The 20,021-nt window shown below is 61.8% G+C and carries 11 protein-coding genes and 1 pseudogene; 3 read left to right on the forward strand and 9 right to left on the reverse strand.

The genetic code is table 11. From position 1 onward, the window contains the following. Window positions 1-23 precede the first annotated feature (23 nt). From rpmI to IC234_RS04280, 8 genes and pseudogenes are all read right to left on the reverse strand, one after another. Entirely contained in the window at window positions 24-218 is a 195-nt protein-coding gene (rpmI, locus tag IC234_RS04245) for a 50S ribosomal protein L35 (RefSeq protein WP_190922567.1), read from the reverse strand. A gap of 192 nt (window positions 219-410) precedes the next feature. Continuing rightward, window positions 411-965: pseudogene (gene infC / locus IC234_RS04250) on the reverse strand (translation initiation factor IF-3); the annotation flags it as partial. A 209-nt stretch (window positions 966-1,174) separates the two neighbouring features. Next, complete coding sequence (thrS, locus tag IC234_RS04255; RefSeq protein ID WP_190922568.1) at window positions 1,175-3,109, reverse strand: threonine--tRNA ligase; 1,935 nt, start codon at window positions 3,107-3,109, stop codon at window positions 1,175-1,177. A 175-nt stretch (window positions 3,110-3,284) separates the two neighbouring features. Next, entirely contained in the window at window positions 3,285-4,400 is a 1,116-nt protein-coding gene (locus tag IC234_RS04260; RefSeq protein WP_190922569.1) for a tetratricopeptide repeat protein, read from the reverse strand. Between the two features lie 113 nt (window positions 4,401-4,513). Continuing rightward, complete coding sequence (locus tag IC234_RS22145; protein WP_190922570.1) at window positions 4,514-5,482, reverse strand: tetratricopeptide repeat protein; 969 nt, start codon at window positions 5,480-5,482, stop codon at window positions 4,514-4,516. A 199-nt stretch (window positions 5,483-5,681) separates the two neighbouring features. Next, a complete protein-coding gene (locus IC234_RS04270; protein ID WP_394354867.1) occupies window positions 5,682-8,420 on the reverse strand; it encodes a DNA gyrase/topoisomerase IV subunit A in 2,739 nt (912 codons plus the stop codon). Between the two features lie 658 nt (window positions 8,421-9,078). Further along, window positions 9,079-12,234: a DUF7948 domain-containing protein gene (locus IC234_RS04275; RefSeq protein WP_190922571.1), complete on the reverse strand. Its 3,156-nt coding sequence runs from the start codon at window positions 12,232-12,234 to the stop codon at window positions 9,079-9,081. 187 nt (window positions 12,235-12,421) lie between these two features. Then, window positions 12,422-14,359 (reverse strand): DNA topoisomerase IV subunit B, encoded by a 1,938-nt coding sequence (locus IC234_RS04280; protein ID WP_190922572.1) that lies wholly within the window; start codon window positions 14,357-14,359, stop codon window positions 12,422-12,424. Between the two features lie 195 nt (window positions 14,360-14,554). Between IC234_RS04280 and IC234_RS04285 the strand changes: the two genes are divergently transcribed. The 3 genes from IC234_RS04285 to IC234_RS04295 all read left to right on the forward strand — a co-directional run bounded on the left by IC234_RS04285 (window position 14,555) and on the right by IC234_RS04295 (window position 17,960). Next, window positions 14,555-15,748: an AI-2E family transporter gene (locus tag IC234_RS04285; RefSeq protein WP_190922573.1), complete on the forward strand. Its 1,194-nt coding sequence runs from the start codon at window positions 14,555-14,557 to the stop codon at window positions 15,746-15,748. A 76-nt stretch (window positions 15,749-15,824) separates the two neighbouring features. Then, a complete protein-coding gene (locus tag IC234_RS04290; protein WP_190922574.1) occupies window positions 15,825-16,292 on the forward strand; it encodes a PA2169 family four-helix-bundle protein in 468 nt (155 codons plus the stop codon). A 183-nt stretch (window positions 16,293-16,475) separates the two neighbouring features. After that, window positions 16,476-17,960 carry an exonuclease domain-containing protein gene (locus IC234_RS04295; protein WP_190922575.1) on the forward strand — a complete coding sequence of 495 codons (1,485 nt, stop codon included), beginning with the start codon at window positions 16,476-16,478 and terminating at the stop codon, window positions 17,958-17,960. Window positions 17,961-18,036: 76 nt separating this feature from the next. Here the strand turns inward: IC234_RS04295 and acs are convergent, their stop codons facing one another. Beyond that, window positions 18,037-19,950 (reverse strand): acetate--CoA ligase, encoded by a 1,914-nt coding sequence (gene acs / locus IC234_RS04300; protein WP_190922576.1) that lies wholly within the window; start codon window positions 19,948-19,950, stop codon window positions 18,037-18,039. Window positions 19,951-20,021 lie beyond the last annotated feature (71 nt).

The following is a 20,021-nucleotide window of genomic DNA, read 5'->3' on the forward strand; positions in this document are numbered from 1 at the left end:
AAATTTTAATTACAGACTAGAGACTAGAAATTCAGCATCTGGCGCACGCGGCTCATGTCGGCGCTGCTCACGAGGCCGGCGTGGGTCAGGCCGCGCTTCTGCTTGGTGGTCTTCTTGGTCAGAATGTGCGATTTGAAGGCGTGCTTCCGCTTCACCTTGCCCGTTCCGGTGAGCGAAAAACGCTTCTTGGCACCGGATTTCGTCTTTACTTTCGGCATTGTAGTGGTTGTTGGAGGGTTGGTTGTTGATTGTTGATTGCTCACCGACCAGGGGTCGGGAAGCCATCCGCAACCGGGTAAAATCTATTCAGCGTCGGAAGACGCCGGGGCTGCTTCGGCCGCCTCAGCAGGCTTGGGAGCTTTCTTCTCGGGTTTGGCGTCGGTAGCAGGCGCCGGCTTGGCAGCGGGTTTGGCCACGGCCGCGGCTTTGGGCGCGAGGTAGAGGAACATGCGCTTGCCTTCGAGCTTGGGCAGTTGCTCCACTTTGGCCAGGTCCTCGAGGGCCTGCGCAAACTTGAGCAGCAGAATTTCGCCCCGCTCCTTGAACACGATGCTACGGCCCACAAAGTGCACGTAGCTCTTGATTTTCGCGCCTTCGCGCAAAAACTCCTGGGCGTGCTTCACCTTGAAGGCGAAGTCGTGCTCGTCGGTGTTGGGGCCGAAACGAATTTCCTTGAGGACGACCTTGGTCTGCTTGGCCTTCAGCTCGCGGGTCTTCTTCTTCTGCTCGTACTTGAATTTCGAGTAGTCGATGACGCGGCAAACGGGCGGCGTGGCGGTGGGCGAAATCTCAACGAGGTCGAGATTCTGGTCCTGCGCCATCTTGCGGGCCTGGTCGATGGAATACACGCCTTGCTCCACGTTGTCGCCAACAAGGCGCACTTCGCGAGCCGTGATTTTCTGGTTGATTTTGAACGGCTCTTCCACCTGCTGGCGGGGCACGTACCGACGATTCGGGGCTGCTATGGTTTGGTCCTCCTGCTAAAAAAGTGGCGGGGAATGAGATTCTTGGCTGTTTCGGCCTGGTAAGGCCTGGCAATCAGGGGGCAAATATCGGCATTTTTAATTGGAAAGGCAACTACCGCCACCAATCTATTTGTGGGTAGACACAAAAAAAGAACGTCATGCTGTGCCTCCGCTCAGCATGACGTTCTTTTTTTGTGTCAGGCAATGCCTTACATCACCTCGGCCATCTGGCTTTGCACGCTTTTGACAAACGCTTCCAGCGGCATCGAGCCCAAGTCGCCTTCGCCATGCTTGCGCACGCTGATGATGTTGTCCTGGGCTTCTTTCTCGCCGACCACCAGCAAGTAAGGAATTTTGCCCATCTCAGCGTCGCGGATTTTGCGGCCGATGCGCTCGTCGCGGGCGTCGACGGTGCCGCGCAGGTCGCGCTGCTCCAACTGGGCTTTCACCTGCTCGGCGTAGTCGATGAACTTATCGGAAATGGGCAGCACGATGAACTGCTCAGGTGTGAGCCAGAGCGGAAAATTGCCGCCGCAATGCTCGATGAGCACGGCCACGAAGCGTTCCAGCGAGCCGAACGGGGCACGGTGAATCATCACGGGGCGCTGCTTGGAGTTGTCGGCGGCGGTGTATTCGAGGTCGAAGCGCTCGGGCAGGTTGTAGTCGACCTGAATGGTGCCCAACTGCCAGCGGCGGCCGATGGCGTCGCGCACCATGAAGTCGAGCTTGGGGCCGTAGAAAGCGGCTTCGCCGTACTCGGTGACGGTATTGAGGCCTTTTTCGAGGGCCGCTTCCTGAATGGCGCTTTCGGCCTTCTCCCAGTTCTCGTCGGAGCCTATGTATTTGGTTTTGTTGTCAGGGTCGCGCAGCGAAATCTGGGCGGTGAAATCGGGGAAATCGAGGGCTTTGAGCACGTAGAGCACGATGTCAATCACCTTCATAAACTCCTCCTTCACCTGGTCGGGGCGGCAGAAGATGTGGGCGTCGTCTTGCGTGAAGCCGCGCACGCGCGTCAGGCCGTGCAACTCGCCCGACTGTTCGTAGCGGTACACGGTGCCGAATTCGGCGAGGCGCACGGGCAGGTCGCGGTAGCTGCGGGGCTCGGTTTTATAGATTTCGCAGTGGTGCGGGCAGTTCATCGGCTTGAGAAAGAATTCCTCGCCGGGGTTGGGCGTTTTGATGGGCTGGAACGAGTCGGCGCCGTACTTCTCGTAGTGGCCGCTGGTCACGTACAGCTCCTTGGCACCGATGTGGGGCGTGACGACGGGCGAGTAGCCGGCTTTCACCTGGGCGCGGCGCAGGAACTGCTCGAGGCGCTCGCGCAGGGCGGTGCCCTTGGGCAGCCACAGGGGCAGCCCCGCTCCTACTTTCTCCGAAAAAGCAAACAGCTTCAGCTCTTTGCCCAGCTTGCGGTGGTCGCGGCGTTTGGCTTCTTCGAGGCGTTCGAGGTACTCGGCAAGGTCCTTGGCCTTGGGGAAGGTGATGCCGTAGAGGCGCGTGAGCTGCTTGTTCTTCTCGTCGCCGCGCCAGTAAGCGCCGGCCACGTTCATCAGCTTCGCGGCCTTGATGGTGCCGGTGTCGGGGATGTGCGGGCCGCGGCAGAGGTCGGTGAAGCCGCCCTGCGTGTAGAAGGTGATGTTGCCGTCTTCGAGATTTTCGAGCAGCTCCAGCTTGTAAGGGTCCTGCTTCTCGGTGAAGTAGGCGATGGCGTCGGCCTTCGAGACCTCTTTGCGGATGTACTGGCTTTTGTTTTTGGCCAGCTCCAGCATCTTCTTCTCAATTTCGGGAAAGTCTTCGCTGCTGATGCTGCGGCCCTCGCCCAGGTCGACGTCGTAGTAGAAACCGTTTTCGATGGCCGGGCCGATGGCCAGCTTCACGCCGGGGTACAGCGCTTCGAGAGCTTCGGCCATGAGGTGGGCCGAGGAGTGCCAGTAGGTGGCTTTGCCGTTGGGGTCGTTCCAGGTGAGGATGCTGACCTGCGCGTTGTTGGGCAGGGGGCGGTGCAGGTCGCGCACTTCGCCGTTGACCGTTACGGCCAAGGCGTTGCGGGCAAGGCCTTCGGAAATACTGGCGGCCAGGTCGTAGCCGCTGGCGCCGTCGGCGAGCTCGCGCTGCGAGCCGTCGGGGAGGATGATGTTGAGCATAATCGGTGGCCCGCGGTGAGCGCAAAGCCGGCGCAAGTTACGGCCAGCCGCCGGAGAAACGAAGCCCCAGCAGCCAAAAGCCTTGTCCGGTGGGTGCCAGGGCACTTACCCGCCTAAAAGCATCGTGCCGCACCAGTCAGGTGCCAGGGCTCTCATTTGCCGTCCCGGTGCCGGGCTATAGCCCCGCGCTACGGGGCGCCAGTGCTTCCACCGGCGCGGGCCGGACGCGTGGCGCGGCCGGACGGCGGTAGTAGTAGCGCGGCCCCGTGCGCAGGCTATCGGGCAGGGACGCCTGCACCTGCTCATTCGTTTTCCAGACTTTAAACGTCCAGTGGGCGTTGCCGGGGTTTTCGGCCACCAGCTGGCGGTATTGGGCCAGGGCTTCGGGCAGGCGATGTTGCGATTCGAACGCTTCGGCCAGCAGGGCGCGGGCTTCGGGCAGGCGCGGGTTGCGGCGCAAGGCCCGAACGAGGTGCTGGATGACGGCTTTGGGCTGGCGGGCTTTGGCCGCGGCGAGGCCCAGGCGGTAGTCGGCGCGGTATACGGTGGTGTCGAGGGCCAGGGCGCGGCGGTAGTACCACAGGGCGCTGTCGGGGCGGCCCTGCAGCTCCAGCTGGCGGCCGTAGTCGTAGCGTAGCAGGCCCGAGGTGGTGTCGAGGCGCATGCCCAGGGCGGCGTAGCGGGCGGCATCGGCCGGAATGCGCCACGCGTTGAGCAAAAAAGCCAGCTGGTGCAGGATTTCGGTTTCGTGGGGGTCGCGCGCCAAGGCATCCTGCAGGTACTGCACGGCGGTGGAGGTGTCGGCCGTGGCGGCGTAAGCCAGGCCTTTGTAGAATAGCGCGGCGGGCTGGTCCGGGTCGAGGCGCAGGGTGCGGTCCAGGTTGTCGAGGGCGGCGGCGTAGTTGCGGGCCGCGAGGTGGGTTTCGCCCACCAGCAACGGCAGCTCGGGGCCGCCAAAGCCGTGCTCGGCGGCCTGGCGGGCAGCGGCGAGGGCCTCTTGCAATTGCCCGATGGCTCGGAACGCCCGGGCTTGCAGAAAATACAGGTTGCCGTCGGCGTCGTCAATTTCCAGGGCAGCGGCGATGTCCGTCAACGCGGCCCGCGGCTGCCCCGCCGCCAGGCGCAAGGTAGCCCGCTTGGCCAGGAGGGCCACATTGCGGGGCGCGCGGGCAATGGCCCCGTTCAGCTCATCGGCTTGCACGCGCGGCCCGCTTTGCACCGTGGCCAGATTAACCAAGGTATCGGGCCTTTCGGCGGGGCCGGTTTGGCAGGCCGTGGCTAACGCAAGCACCGGCAGCAAATTCCGCGGCAAGAACCGGAAGCACGGCATAGGAGGAAGCACGGTGGCCATTTAATAGAAAGAGCAAAGCCGCTCCCCACAAAAATACAAACGGCAAGTTGGGCCTAGCGGCCAGCCGCCGTCCTTTTCGGGCCCGACTCCTTTTTACCAACTGAATCTGCCGGCGGCGGCACTTTATCAAGCGCAGGCTCGGGCGCTGACGCAGGGCTCGGCTTTGCCGAACGGCGGGCATCGGCGCGCTCCAGCGGCGGCAGCATTTTGCGGCAAAGGCGACTGATTACGAGGTCGTCGCTGGTGATGGGAGGAATTTTCTCCGCCTCCTGCAGCACCTCAATGGCCCGGCGCCGGCGCCCCTGGTAGCGGCACATCCGGGCCAGGTCGTAGCAAAACTGCAGGTTTTGGGGAGCCATTGCATGCGCTTTTTCCAGATGCTCGATGGCCTCGCGGCTGTCGCCGCCCTCGGGCACGCCGCCCAGCACCAGCTTGCTGTAGAGGCGCTCCAACAGGTTGTAGTGCGCCACGCGGTATTGCCAGCGGCCCAACAGCTGCCAGGCCTCGGGGAGGTCGGGGCGGCGCTCGGTGGCCAGGTACACGTGCGAGCGCAGGTCGCGAAACGCCGCCAACCGCGCCCCGGCGCTGTACAGCGTGGCTTGGTTGAACAGGGCCAGTGCTTCGGCGTAATTGCTTTCGCCCCCTTCGGGGCGCAGCAGCATGGCGCGGTCGGCGTACTGACGGGCAGCGTTAAAATAGGCCGATTTGCGGGTTTCGTCGGAGTAGCGGTTGCCGATGCGCACGCTGAGCACGGCCGACTGCCACAGTGCGAGATAGTGCGTGGGCACGGTGCTCAGGATTTCTTGGTACACGGCCAGGGCTTCCGACTCTTTGAACTGGCTGATGAGGCTAGCGGCTTGGAACAGCTTGGCCCGAACGGCGGGCGGGTCGGGCGCGGGCGCGGGTGCCGCCACGCGGGCAGCCGGCGCCCGGCGCTTGGCCGGCTGCGCCCGGGCCGGGCCCGACATCAGCACGCCCAGGAGCAGAGCGGGCAGCCACCAATGTTGTTTAAACCACTTCACCAGACAAGCCAAAAACGGAATACGCGAATTTGCGCAAAGAACGGCAAGGTGCACCCAGGGTTGGCACACGCCTGCGTTCGACGCAGATTACCTTAAGGCAACATGCCGCGCAACGCTTTCTAGTAAACCCGAAGACCGGGCCCGGAAATTCCGGACCCGGTCTTCGGGTTTGGCAATTGGCACGAAGCCGAGAGCCGGCTTAAAACAGCCCCAGCTGCGCTTTGGGCCGTTTCAATAGCTCACGGGCCTGGGCCACTTCGGCATCGGTAACGTCGACCGGGCCGGTTGGCTCGGCACGGGGCGTTTCGGTGGCCGCGGCAGAGTCGCTGGTTTTGGGTGCGGCGGCGCGCTTTTTGGCCACTTCGCGGCGCTGGGGCTCGGGGCCTTCGTCGGTGAGCAGGGCCACGGCGTGCACCTTGAAGTAGTTGAGCTTGTTGCCCATGGCCTTCCAGCCCTTCACGTCGATGAATTCGTGCAGGGCAATTTTTTCCTTTTCCTTGTCGGCCTTTTTGTCCCGTTGCAGCGTCACTTCCACCAGCGGCTCGGGGTTGGCCGTCACGGCCAACAGCTTCGAGCCTTTGGTTTCGGAAATGAATGTAAAACGCTTGCTGAGCGTACTGGTTTCCACTTTGAACCGCTTGACGTAGTGCACCTTGGTTTCGCCGTCCATGTACACTGCCGAAAGCGCCACCTCGGGCTCAAATTTGCGTAGCAGCACAATATTGGGCACATCGTAGTGAATGGCCGGGTCGGGCGGCGTCAATTCGTAGCTGCCGTCTCTGAACACCACCAGCACCGTGTTGTCGGTGTCGAAGGTGCCCAGGTAGCGGCCGTGGCCGGCCGTGTTGAGGCGGCCCACCACGCTGTCGAAGAACATTTCGCGGCCGCCGAGCGTGGAGTCGCCCAAGGCTTTCTGGGTGATTTTCTTGATGGGCTGCTTGGTCACGATGTTGCCCATCGAGCCCTTGCCCTTGATGGCGAGGTCGGCGAAGTCGAAATCAAACTGCTTCACCCGCGCCGGCGCCTTGTCGCTGAGCTGAATGCTCACGATTTCCGACTCGGAGTTAGGATTGGCCGTGAGGTAGAGCGTCTTGGTGCCCTTGGTGCCTTTGGTGAGGTCGTACACCTTGTCGCGGGTGATGCCCGACACCAGGAAGCGCTTGGCGAATGAGATGCCCGAGGCACCGTCGAGGTACACCATGTTGTACACCAGCCGGTCGTCGTTCTTGTTGTACACACCCACGTGCAAGATGTCCTTGCCCACGAAGGTCTTTTCCGCGATTTTGCTCACCGTGAACGTGCCGTCGCGCCGAATGGCGATGATGTCGTCCAGGTCCGAGCAGTCGCAGATGGTGACGGCGTTTTCGTCCTTTTTCAGGCCGTAGCCCACGAAGCCGTCGGCGTAGTTCACGTACAGCTTCTGGTTGGCCACGGCCACCTTTTGAGCCGTCACCACGTCGAAGGTGCGGAGCTGGGTTTTGCGCTCGCGGCCGGCGCCGTACTTCTTCAGCAGGCCTTTGAAGTAGTTGATGGCGTAGCGGGTGAGGTTGGCCAAATGGTCGGCCACCTCGGCCATTTCGGCCTCCAGCTTCTGAATGTATTCGTCGGCCTTGAAGCCGTCGAACTTCGAAATGCGCTTGATGCGGATTTCGGTCAGGCGCGTCAGGTCGTCCTCGGTAATGGCGCGGCGCAACAGGATGCGGGTGTCGTCGGCCCGGGCCTTCTCCCCTTCCACGCGCACAAATTTCTTCAGGCCCTTGTCAATCGTTTCGAGGATTTCCTCCCAGGTTTCGCACTCCTCAATCTTGCGGTAGATGCGGTTTTCGATGAAAATCTTTTCCAGCGAGGCGTTGTGCCACTTTTCCCACAGCTCATCCTGGCGGATTTCCAGCTCGCGTTCCAGCAGCCGCACCGTGGCCTTGGTGCTCTGGCGCAGCACGTCCTCCACCCCCACGAAGCGCGGCTTGTCGTCGATGATGACGCAGGTGTTGGGCGAGATGCTGATTTCGCAGTCTGTGAAGGCATACAGCGCGTCCATGGTCAGGTCGGGGCTGACGCCGGCCGGCAGCTGCACCTGGATTTCCACGTCGGCGGCCGTGTTGTCGACCACCTTTTTAATCTTGATTTTATTGGCCTCCGACGCCTTCACGATGCTTTCCATCAGCGCCGTGGTGGTGGTGCCGTAGGGAATGTCGCGGATGACGAGCATGGTCTTGTCGACCTTCTCGATGGTGGCGCGCAGGCGGATTTTGCTGCCGCGCAGGCCCGAGTTGTAGTTGCTCACGTCGCAGAGGCCGCCGGTCGAAAAGTCCGGAAACAACTGCACATCATGGCCCCGCAGCACCTCGATGCTGGCCTCGCACAGCTCGCGGAAGTTGTGGGGCATAATCTTGGTGCTCAGGCCCACGGCGATGCCTTCCACGCCCTGCGCCAGCAGCAGCGGGAATTTCACGGGCAGCGTGGTGGGCTCGCGCTTGCGGCCGTCGTAGCTGAGCTGCCACTCGGTGGTGTCGGGGTTGAACACCACATCAAGCGCAAACTTGCTCAGGCGCGCCTCGATGTAGCGGGGCGCGGCGGCGCCGTCGCCGGTGCGCACGTCGCCCCAGTTGCCCTGGGTTTCGATGAGCAGGTCTTTCTGGCCCAGGTTCACCATGGCGTCGCCGATGCTGGCGTCGCCGTGCGGGTGGTACTGCATGGTCTGGCCGATGACGTTGGCCACCTTGTTGAAGCGGCCGTCGTCCATCTCCTTCATGGCGTGCAGAATGCGGCGCTGCACGGGCTTGAGGCCGTCCTCGATGGCCGGCACGGCGCGCTCCAGAATCACATAGGAGGCGTAGTCCAGAAACCAGTTCTGGTACATGCCGCGCACGGTGGCCACGTCGTGAATGGTTTCGCCGGGGGCAAACTTGGGCTCCTCCTCGGTTTCGGGCTCGGTGATGAGCGGGGCCTCTACCTCGGGCGAAAGTTGGCCAAACAGGTCGGCGGCGCCGCCGGAAGCTTCCGCGGCTTCGGCATTGGCGGCTACACCGTCCCCGTCGACGGGCAATTCGGGCTCTTTAGCATCGGCCGCGGCGGCCGGCGAGAAGGCCGCCAAATCAAAATCGACCGAATCGCCGGGCTGCAGAAATTGTTGGTCAAGCGAATCGGAATCAGGAGTATCGAGAGGTGCCACGAGGTAAGCGAATGAGGTCGGCGAACTGCCGTCAAAAGTACCAGAATCAGCGCGGAGCGCAACTATTTACAAGCAAGGGAACAGACAGAAAGTTCCCAATAATTTTAGCCGCTCCAATAAAAAACCATTGGAAGCAACCCAGCAGAAAAAGCGTTATTTAGCCCAAATTACCGAAATTTATCAACCCGAAGCAAGCTAAAATAAATAGCCAAGCTAAAGCTTCGCTGTCAGACCTTAAGTGCCAGCGTGTGCTGAATCGGCCACGCACGAAAAAAGCCCGCGCCAAAGGTGCGGGCTTTTCCGTGGAATTTGCCGACTAGTCTACCCCTAGTCGACGGTCCAAACGTACGCAAACTTTTGGTTATATACCTAATTTGCGCCGCATTTTTTTACTTCAGTGACCAGCTGCGGTATAAAATTTGAGTTAGCGAACGATTTCAACCCAGCCCTTGGATTCGATGTTGCAACCGGGCTGCCGAATCAGATAATGGTAGACGCCGGCCGGCAGGTCGCTGCCAGTCCACTCATTGCGGTAAGCCTTGGTTTCGTACACCAAGCGGCCCCAACGGTTGAACACCTTGAGTTCGGGCGTGCCGTACGAGGCCGGCACTTTGAAATTGGCATTCAGGTTGTCGCCGTTGGCCGTAAGGATGTTAGGAATTTGGAAGGTTTTGCTCAGTTTCACGTTGAATTCAACCACGGCCGGGCAGAGCAGGCCCTGGTCGATTTCGACCCGGTAGCGGCCGGGCGAGGTCACCGAGATGCTGGGGCTTTTGGCACCGGTACTCCAGTTATAAGCACGGCCGGAAACAAAGGGTGTGAGACGGGCCGGGTCGAGCACCAGTTGCTGGCCGCAGTCGAGGGAATCGATAACGGTGCGTACCGGCCGCGGCACAGCGTTGCCGATGGTGTATTCAATGGTGATGGGGCAAGCTTGCCCCGCCTGCTGCACCTGCACACTATACTTGCCAGCCGAGGTCACGGTCAGGGTCGGGGTTTGGGCGCCATTGTTCCAGGTGAAGGCGCCGCCAACCACCGGCGGCGACAAGCGGGCCGGGTCGAGCACCAGCTGCTTGCTGCAGCCCAGCGTATCGAGCGCGGCGCGAATGGGCGCGGGCGCCATCACCATCACCTGCAGGCTGAGGCTGGCCGTGGCCGGCCCGCACGAGGATGCGGCGTTGCGGCGCGTGGCCACCAAACGGGCCGTGTAGGTGCCCGGCGTGGCATAGGTGTGGCGGGGCGCTTTGGCTGTGTCCAGCGGAGAGCCATCGCCAAAGTCCCAGCTGTAGGTATTGGAGCCGTTGGTGATGTTGACGAATTGCAGCGCGTACGGCGCGCAGCCGGCGGCCGGCGGCTGCACCACCAGCTGCAGGGCCGAGGTGGCCGTGGGCGCCAGGTCGAACTTGAAGGCGGCGCCGTCGTTGGAAGAGGTGAGACCCGCCGAGAAAGCACCGGGCGTAGTGCCAAAGGCTTTTCCAGTGTTGCAGGTAATGTGGTACATCACGCCGGCGCGGGTGAGGTAGTTGGAGGCCGCGTAGTGCAAGTGAGTGGCAAAAGAAGGCCCTTGGCTGGAGTTCAATTCCCCAATGTAGGTGCCGTAGAGCAGCGAAGTGGCGTTTTCGCCCAGCACGCACAGGTACAGGCTGCGGGCTTGCTGCGAGTACGCATCGGGCGTGCGCGGGCAACCGGGGTTGGCCAGTGCGCCGGCATAGGCACTGAAGTAGAGGCGCCCGCAGTTATCGCGGCCGAAGCCAGTGAGTACGTTGCAGCCGCCCAGGGCTTGGAAGCCGACCACGGAGATTTGCGTGGAGAAAAGCGTGCTGCTCAGGGCCGGGGTCAGGCCGTGCACGAAGATGCCGGTGGTGCCGGACACGTACGCGCCGTAAGCGCCGCCGGTGCGCAGGTAAGTGCCTTCGCTGGCGCCGCCCACCAGCACGTTGCCGCTGGCATCGAAGTCAAGAAAACGGGCCACGTCGTTGCTGGTAGTGCCCAGAAAAGTCCCGTTGAGGCGGCTGCCGGTGCTACTGTACCGCAGCACAAAGCCGTCGTTGCTGTTGAAGCTGGAGCTGCTGCCTGGGGCCGTGGCCAGCAGGCCGCCAGCGCCCACCGGGAAGTTAGTGCTTTGGGTGGCGCCGCACACGTACACGTCGCCGTTGGGCGCCACTTTCACGTCGTGGGCGCGCTCGGCACTGCTGCCGCCCAGGTAGGTAGACCACCGCAGAGACGTCAGCGTGGGCGACAAACGCGTGAGCACGCCGTCGGCGCCGCCGCCGGAGGTATTTTGAAAGGCGTTGACACGCGGGTAGTCGATGGAAAAGCTGGTGCTGGCCACCAGCACATCGCCGGAAGCCGGGTCGGTGGTGATGCTGCCGGGAATCAGCGACGTGGAAGCCGCCTCGTCGCTGGTGCCGCCCAGAAACGTAGAAGCCAGAATGCCGGTACCCGTAGAATTAATCCGCGTCACCACGAGGTCGCGCCCGCCGTTGCCGTTGTTGAGGGTGCGGTCGTAGGCGCCGTTGGTGGTGGGGTAATCGGTGGAGATGGTAGAGCCCAGCACCAGCAGCTCGCCAGCGGCGTTGATGTCGAAATCGAGCGGGTAGTCGTCGACGTTGACGAAAGTGCTCGTGCCCCCGCCGCCTAGGTACGTGGCATAAATCAGGCTGTTGCCGGCGGCCGAAAGCTTCGAAATGCCGATGTTTCCATATGCAAACGTTGACTTAATGGCGCCCAGCGTGACGGGGTAGCCGCTGCCGAGTACGTAGCCGCCGGTGTACATATTGCCCTGCGCATCGGCCACGGTCGTATTGGCCGACTCGCCGCCCGGCGAGCCGGAGTAGGTCGAAAACACCAGCACGGGGTCGATGACCAGGCGCTGGGCCGGGTTGTACTCTTTGCCCAGGGCAAACGTGACCTCGCGGCCGCTCAGCACAAAGCGGCAGGGCACGGCCCGCCGCTGGCCGCTGGCCGAGAGTTGCCAGGCCACGGGGGCCTGCTCGCGCACCTCGCCCACGCTGGTGCGCAGCTGCAGGTGGCCTTCGGGCGTGACGCTCAGGCCGTCGAGACCGTCGTAGCGCAGCCGGATGGCGGCCGGCCGGGCGCCGGGCGCCAATTCAAAATCGTATTCGAGCTGGCCAGTGCCCTGCTGGTGCCAGCGCAGGTCCACGCCCGGGTACACGGCCCGGTAGCGCACGTCGGCAAACAGCGGCACGGCCGCAGCCCAGTGGGCGGGGTCGTTGCCCAGGAAATAGTTGCGGTAAGCGGTTTGCTTGCTTTCGCCAACCATGGCCGGGGCGGCCGCCGCGCCCACCATCGTCACGCGAAAGGCGTGGCTGGCCACCGGCTTGCGCTCGGCCAAGGGCGCATCGGCGTGCGAGAGGCCGGGGTACAGGTGATAGGTGAAGGCGTTGTTTTCGAGGTAGAGACGGCCGCCGGGAATGTCGACGGCGTATTTCACCCGGGTTTCCCACTGGCCTTTGTTGGCCACGAAGGGAAGCGCGGCCGTGGGAGCCTCGGCGCGCACCGCGCCCACAGCCCCTAGTAGTGGTAGAAGTAGAACAACCTGTTTGGTAAATGTGGTCATTTATGGAAGGAATAAAAATTTTTCAAAGCTACTTGCTTTGAGTGAGTAACGGCTCAATAATCGCACCATTGCGTGGCTTTTTAAGAAAATTTTTTAGCCAAGGAGTCGTACCGTTAAAAAACCGAAAAGCCCCTGGCTGCTGCCAGGGGCTTGACCGTGCGGACCTGCCACGGGTTGCACAGGTCTGCTATGCTTCGGCTGGCACCTCGGCCGCGGGCAACACGTCGCTGGTGATGAGGTCTTTTTCGAGGCGCAGGTTTTCGATGATGAATTCCTGGCGGGCGGGCGTGTTTTTGCCCATGTAGTAAGTGAGCACCTGTTGGATGCTGCGGTCCGACTGCAGAATTACCGGCTCCAGCTTGATGTTTTCGCCGATGAACTTGCCAAACTCCTCGGGCGAAATCTCCCCCAAACCTTTGAAGCGGGTGATTTCGGGGTTGCGGCCCAGCTTGCGCATCGCGGCCTGCTTTTCCTGCTCGTTGTAGCAGTAGATGGTTTCCTTCTTGTTGCGCACCCGGAACAACGGCGTTTCGAGGATGAACACGTGGCCGTTGCGCACCAGGTCGGGGAAGAACTGCAGGAAGAACGTAAGCAGCAGCAGGCGAATGTGCATGCCGTCGACGTCGGCATCGGTGGCCACCACCACGCGATTGTAGCGCAGGTGCTCAATGCCCTCCTCGATGTTGAGGGCGTGCTGCAGCAGGTTCAGCTCCTCGTTCTCGTACACAATTTTTTTCTTGAGCCCAAAGCAGTTCAGCGGCTTGCCGCGCAAGCTGAACACGGCCTCCAGTTCCACGTTGCGGCTCTTGGTGATGGAGCCCGATGCAGAGTCGCCCTCGGTGATGAATAGCGTAGTGAGCAGTTCCTTTTCGGCGCCGTCCTTGGCATTTTCGCCCAGGTGGAAGCGGCAGTCGCGCAGCTTGCGGTTGTGCAGGTTGGCTTTTTTGGCGCGCTGGTTGGCCAGCTTTTTCACGCCGGCCATGTCCTTGCGCTCCCGCTCGCTCTGCTCAATGCGCTTGCGCAGGGCCTCGGCCACGGCGGGGTTCTTGTGCAGGTAGTTGTCGAGGTTGTCCTTGACGAAATCGACGATGAAGCCGCGCACCGTGGGGCCGTCCTCACCCATGTTCACCGAGCCGAGCTTGGTCTTGGTCTGAGATTCAAATACGGGCTCCTGCACGCGCACCGAAATGGCGGCAATGATGCTAGCCCGGATGTCGGAAGCGTCGTAGTCTTTTTTGTAAAATTCGCGCACGGCCTTCACCACGGCTTCGCGGAAAGCGGCCAGGTGGGTGCCGCCCTGCGTGGTGTACTGGCCGTTCACGAAGGAATAATACTCTTCGCCGTAGTCGTTGCCGTGGGTCATGGCCATCTCAATGTCCGGCCCTTTCAGGTGGATGATGGGATAGCGCAGGCTTTCCACGTCGGCCTTGCGGGCCAACAGGTCGAGCAGGCCGTTTTCGGAGTAGTACTTCTGGCCGTTGAAGTTGATGGTCAGGCCCGCGTTGAGGTAGACGTAGTTCCAGATTTGATTTTCGAGGTACTCCGGAATGAAGCGGTAGTTCTTGAAAATCGTGTCGTCGGGCTGAAACACCACCAGGGTGCCGTTGCGCTGGCTGGTTTTCTGGGGTTTGGGGTCGCTCACGAGCTTGCCCTGGGCAAACTCGGCCGCCTTCATGGTGCCTTCGCGCACGCTCTGCACCAGGAAGTAGCCGCTCAGGGCGTTCACGGCCTTGGTGCCCACGCCGTTGAGACCCACCGACTTCTGAAACACCTTGGAGTCGTACTTGCCGCCGGTGTTGATTTTGCTCACCACGTCGACCACCTTGCCCAGCGGGATGCCACGGCCGTAGTCGCGCACTTGCACGCGGCTGTCCGAAATCTTGATGTCGATGGTGCGGCCGTGGCCCATCACGTGCTCGTCGATGCAGTTGTCAACGACTTCCTTCACCAATACGTAGATGCCGTCGTCGTAAGCTGAACCGTCGCCGAGCTTGCCGATGTACATGCCCGGGCGCAGGCGGATGTGCTCGCGCCAGTCCAGCGAGCGGATGCTGTCTTCGTTGTAGCCGTGGTCGGGCGCTTTGGCGGGCGCTTCCGGGGCTGCGGTAAGTAGTTCGTCGTTCATTGGGGCAACTGTTCGCCGGTTTTCGGGTAAAATAACGCAGAAATAAGCGGGAGGGCAAGAATTATTGCCAGCCCGCTTAGCAACCACCCGCTAATTTAATTAGTTCGCCACTACCCCGGCCCGGCCCGGGCTCAGGCATTTTTTCTTGCTCAAGCGCTCAGCTTGTTCCATTACCAGCCCCGTCAGCCATTTTCCATGTTCCCTCCTCTAATCAGCCGCGGCACGCCCCGCCCCCATCCCACCCAACATTCGGCCGCGCCCGCCGAGGCCAAGCTGGCGCCGGTGGTTCACTACACTTTTTTGCTCATTGGGCTGTCGCTGCTGGTGTACGTGCTGCACAAGCTCGACGGCATTTTGCTCCCGCTGTTTTTTTCGGCGCTGCTGGCCACGCTGCTCCTGCCGCTGGTGACGCGACTGGAGGCGCGGCGCTGGCCGCGGGTGCTGGCCATTCTGGTGGCCATTCTGCTGCTGGTGGGCGGCATCGTGGGCCTCATCATCCTGTTCGGCTCGCAGATTCTGGATTTGAAGGCCGAGCTGCCGCTCATTCAGCAGAAGCTGGTGGTCATGTTTGACCAGGGGCAGCAATGGCTGCACGACAAGTTTGGAATGCGCGTGATGAGCAAGGACGAACTCATCGACTCCTCGCTGAGCTCGGCCAAGAAATCGGCGGGCGGCTTTCTGGGCAGCACGCTCAGCACCACGGCCGGCGTGCTCAGCGTGCTCACGCTCATTCCAATTTACATTTTCTGCTTTCTGTACTACCGCGACCACATGCGGCAGTTCATGTTCCGGTTTGTGGCGCCCGACAAGCGCACCGGCGTGCTGCACACCATGGACAGCATCCAGACGGTGGTGCAGGCCTACATCTCGGGCTTGCTCACGGTGATTGTGATTGTGGCCGTGCTGAACGCCATCGGGTTGCTGCTGCTCAACGTGAAGTTTGCCATCTTCTTCGCCATTTTCGCGTCGGTGCTGGCCGTCATTCCCTACATCGGCATCATGGTGGGCGCCACCATTCCGGCGCTGATTACGCTGGTCGAAACGGGCTCGCCGGGCAAAGCGGCGGCCGTGGTGGGCGTGTTCGTGTTTGTGCAGTTTTTGGAAGGCAATTTCATCACGCCCATGATTACGGGCTCAAAAGTGAGCATCAACCCCATGGCGGCCATCATTGCCCTCATTTTGGGGGGCGAGCTGTGGGGCACGCCGGGCATGATTTTGAGCATTCCGCTCACGGCCGTGCTCAAAGTGGTGTTTGATGCCAACAAGACCACCGAGCCCTGGGGTTTCCTGCTCGGCGACGTGACCGACGGCGAGGAAACCAAGAAAGACAAGTCGGACGACAAGCCCGGGTTTTGGGGCAAAGCCTGGCACATGATTAAGCGGATGTGAGGCCGGGGACAACCCCGGCCAAGAGTTGGTAGTATAGTTTACCATCCTTTCCATTCACCAACCCCATTTCTTTCCGATGGATACTGCCAATAATTCCAACCAAGCATTCAGCGAATTGCTCGCCATTGCGCACACCGGCGCCAAAGGCTACCAAGAGGCCGCCGAAGGTGCCAGCAACCCCCAAATCAAAGCCGAGCTCAGCCAGCTCTCGCAGCAACGCGCGCAGTTTGAGTCGCAGCTGCAGCAGCAAGCCAACCGCCTGGGCGTGGCCGGCGATGCCGTGGGGGGCGTAGAAGCCGCCGTGACCGAAGCCGCCGCTGCCGTGCACCGCGGCTGGATTAACCTCAAGTCGGCCATTACCGGGCAGAGCGACTCGGCCATTCTGGGCGAGTGCGAAACCGGCGACGCCACCGCCCTCACGGCCTACGAAGCGGCGCTGAAATCGAACCTGCCGAGCGACGTGCGCTCCGTAGTGGAGCAGCAGCACGGCCAGATTCTGGCCGCCAAAAACAAAATCACCCAGTTGAAAGGCCAAGTCAAATAATTTAGTAAACAGTTAGTAGAGAGCAGTCAACAGGACGTTTATTTATCCTAACGCGAACTGGTCACTGCTCACTGATAACTGACAACTGAAAAAAGGCAGCCTAGTAAGGCTGCCTTTTTTCATGCAACCTTCTGCCGGGCTAAGTTTGTTAGCTTTCCTACCGACCACCTACTGCGCCGCGATTTGTACGCCATCATCGACCTTGAAACCACCGGCGGGCAGCCCACCCAGGACCGCATCACCGAAATCGCCATCTACATCCACGACGGCGAAAAAATCGTGGATGAGTACGCCACTTTGCTCAACCCCGGCCGGGCCATTCCGCCGTTCATCACGCAGCTCACCGGCATCACCAACGACATGGTGAGCGACGCCCCCAAGTTCCACGAGGTGGCCAAGAAAGTGGTGGAAATGACCGAAGGCTGCGTCTTTGTGGCCCACAACGTGCGGTTCGACTACTCGTTTTTGAAGAAGGAATTCGCCGACCTGGGCTACAACTACTCGCGCAAAACGCTGTGCACCGTGCGCCTCTCGCGCAGCCTCATTCCGGGCCAGCCCAGCTACAGCCTGGGCAAGCTGTGCCAAAACATCGGCATTCCGCTGCAGGACCGGCACCGCGCCGCCGGCGATGCCCACGCCACGGCCCTGCTCTTCGGCAAGCTGCTGAAGATTACCAACGAAAGCGAGGACCTGCCCCACGGCACCAACACCAGCCACACCTTGGCCCGGGTGGATGCCCTGGCCCCCGCCGGCCGCCGGCCCGACGGCACCAAAGCCCCCAAGCCCAAGCGCGTAGCGGCGATGCAGGAGGCCATTCGCACGGCGCTGCTGCCGCCGCTGGTGTCGCCGGAGCTGGTGGCCAGTCTGCCCCAGGCCACGGGCGTGTACTATTTCCACAACGAGGCCGGCGAGGTCATTTACGTGGGCAAGAGCATCAACATTTACAAGCGCATTCAGCAGCACTTTGCCATCGATGTGAAGTCGCGCAAGAGCTTGGAGTTTAAGAATTCCATTGCCGACATTACCTGGGAGTTGACTGGTTCGGAACTGGTGGCGCTGCTGTACGAGTCGCACCTGATTAAGCAGATGAAGCCGGCCTACAACCGGGCCCAGCGACGCTCGGTGTTTCCGGCGGGCATCTACCTGCGCGTGGATGAGCAGGGCTACAAGCGCTTGGCTTACGGCCGTGCCGATGCCCGCAACGCCGAGATTCCCATCATCGCGCTGGGCAACCAGTATAAGGCGCAGGGTTTTTTGTACCACAAAGTGGCCAAGTACAACCTGTGCCAGAAGCTGTGCGGCCTCTACAAAACCACTGGCCCCTGCTTCGACTACCAAGTGCACCGCTGCCAGGGCGCCTGCGTGGGCCAGGAGCCGCCCGAGAGCTACAACCAGCGCGTGGACGAGGCCATCGACAGCATCAGCTACGAGCACGAAAGCTTTGTGGTGATTGGGCCGGGCCGCACGGAGCTGGAAAAGAGCATCGTGCTGGTGGAAAACGGGCGCTACCGCGGTTTCGCATTCGTCGACGAAACGTTTTCAGCCCGCAAGTTGGCCGATTTCCGCGACGTGATTCAGCCCTACACCGACAACAAGGACATTCAGCAGATTATCCGGCAGCACTTGCGCACCAAGCGGAAAGGCGAAAAAGTGAAGGTTTTTGGGTAGGGTTTGTGTCGGCCATGAAAAAAGCCGCTGCAGAGATTCTGCAGCGGCTTTTTTTTATGACCAGGAATTTTCAGGCTTACTTTTTCCCGGCCAGAATCTCGTCCACCACCAGCGGGTCGAGCAGCGTGGTCACGTCGCCGAGGTTGCTGGTTTCGCCCTCGGCCACTTTGCGCAGGATGCGGCGCATGATTTTGCCGGAACGGGTTTTGGGCAGGCCCGACACGAGCTGAATCTTGTCGGGCTTGGCGATGCGGCCAATCTGGGCCACCACGGCTTCGATGATGCTGGCCTCGGTGCGCTGGATGTCGATGTCGGTGGTGGGCACGCCGTTCTGGCAAATGACGTAGGCGTAGATGCCCTGGCCTTTCACGTCGTGCGGGTAGCCCACCACGGCACTTTCCACCACAAACTCGCTCTCGTTGATGGCATTTTCGATTTCGGCCGTGCCGAAGCGGTGGCCGCTCACGTTGATGACGTCGTCGACGCGGCCGATGATGCGGTAGAGGCCGTTTTCGTCGCGCCGGGCGCCGTCGCCGGTGAAATAGTAGCCGGGATAGGGCTGGAAGTACGTTTGGCGGGCGCGCTCGTGGTCGCCCCAGGTGGTGCGAATGACGCCCGGCCAGCTGCCTTTGAGGGCGAGGTAGCCCTCCTGGTCGTTGCCTTCAATTTCGGTGCCGTCCTGGTTGAGTAGCACGGGCTGCACGCCCGGCAGCGGCAGGCCGGCGCGGGCCGGCACCGAGGGCGTAATGCCGGCCATGGCCGAAATCATGATGCCGCCGGTTTCGGTTTGCCACCACGTGTCCACGATGGGGCAGCGGCCCTTGCCCACGTGCTGGTGGTACCAGTGCCAGGCTTCCTCGTTGATGGGCTCGCCCACCGAGCCCAGAATGCGCAGGCTGTGCAGTGAATACGCCAACACGTGGTCGATTGGCGCGCTCATGAGCGAACGAATGGCCGTGGGCGCGGTGTAGAAAATGGTGACGTGGTGCTTGTCAATCACCTCCCAGAAGCGGCCCGGCGACGGAAACGTGGGCACGCCCTCAAACAGCAGCGTGGTGCCACCGGCCAGCAACGGCCCATACAGCCCGTAGGTGTGGCCCGTGACCCAGCCAATGTCGGCCGTGCACCAGAACACGTCGTTTTCTTCCACCTGAAACACGTTGCGGAACGTGTAGTCGGCCCACACCATGTAGCCGGCCTGGGTGTGCACCACGCCCTTGGGCTTGCCGGTGCTGCCGCTGGTGTAGAGGATGAACAGCGGGTCTTCGGCCACCATTTCGACGGGCGGGCAGTCTTTGGCCACGTCCTTCACCTCGTCGTGGTACCACACGTCGCGGCCGTCCTGCCACTGCACGGGCCAGCCGGTGTGCTCCACCACGATGACGCGGCGCACGCCGGGGCAGCTTTGCAGGGCTTCGTCCACCACGCCTTTCACCGGAATTTGCTTGGCGCCGCGGTTCAGGCCGTCGGCGGTGAGGACGAAGGCCGCGTCGGCGTCGTTGATGCGGTCGGCAATGGCCGTGGCCGAGAAGCCCGCAAACACCACCGAATGCACCGCCCCGATGCGGGCGCAGGCCAGCACGGCCACGGCCAGCTGCGGAATCATGGGCAGGTAGAGCACTACCCGGTCGCCTTTCTGCACGCCGTTTTTCAGCAGCACGTTGGCAAACTGGCACACTTGCTCGTGCAGCTCGCGGTAGGTGAGGCGCAGGTGGCGGGTTTTGGGGTCGTTGGGCTCGAAAATGATGGCCAGCTTGTTGGCGCGGGTGGCCAAGTGGCGGTCCAGGCAGTTTTCGGTGATGTTGAGGCGCGCCCCGTCAAACCAAGTGCTGGTGCCGGCCGGCGAAAACTCGCCGCCGCGCACGGTGTCCCACTTTTTGCGCCAGGTGAAGGGCTCGGCCGCTGCTGCCCAAAAAGCGTCGGGGTCCTGAACGGAGTGCTGGTAATCGGCGTGGTATTCTTCGAGGGTGCGGGTGCGCGTGGCGGACATGGACAAAGACTAGGTGTTGGGCGTTGGGAAGGGATAAGGCGGAAGCCCCCTAAGGAATGCGCAAGAATAAT

The organism is Hymenobacter armeniacus (assembly GCF_014699055.1).
In the GTDB taxonomy this organism is placed as follows: domain Bacteria; phylum Bacteroidota; class Bacteroidia; order Cytophagales; family Hymenobacteraceae; genus Hymenobacter; species Hymenobacter armeniacus.

Coding starts and splice junctions, on each gene's coding strand:
- rpmI (WP_190922567.1), bottom strand. CDS start 218: ATGCCGAAAGTAAAGACGAAATCCGGTGCCAAGAAGCGTTTTTCGCTC.
- thrS (WP_190922568.1), bottom strand. CDS start 3,109: ATGCTCAACATCATCCTCCCCGACGGCTCGCAGCGCGAGCTCGCCGAC.
- IC234_RS04275 (WP_190922571.1), bottom strand. CDS start 12,234: ATGACCACATTTACCAAACAGGTTGTTCTACTTCTACCACTACTAGGG.
- IC234_RS04280 (WP_190922572.1), bottom strand. CDS start 14,359: ATGAACGACGAACTACTTACCGCAGCCCCGGAAGCGCCCGCCAAAGCG.
- IC234_RS04285 (WP_190922573.1), top strand. CDS start 14,555: ATGTTCCCTCCTCTAATCAGCCGCGGCACGCCCCGCCCCCATCCCACC.
- IC234_RS04290 (WP_190922574.1), top strand. CDS start 15,825: ATGGATACTGCCAATAATTCCAACCAAGCATTCAGCGAATTGCTCGCC.
- acs (WP_190922576.1), bottom strand. CDS start 19,950: ATGTCCGCCACGCGCACCCGCACCCTCGAAGAATACCACGCCGATTAC.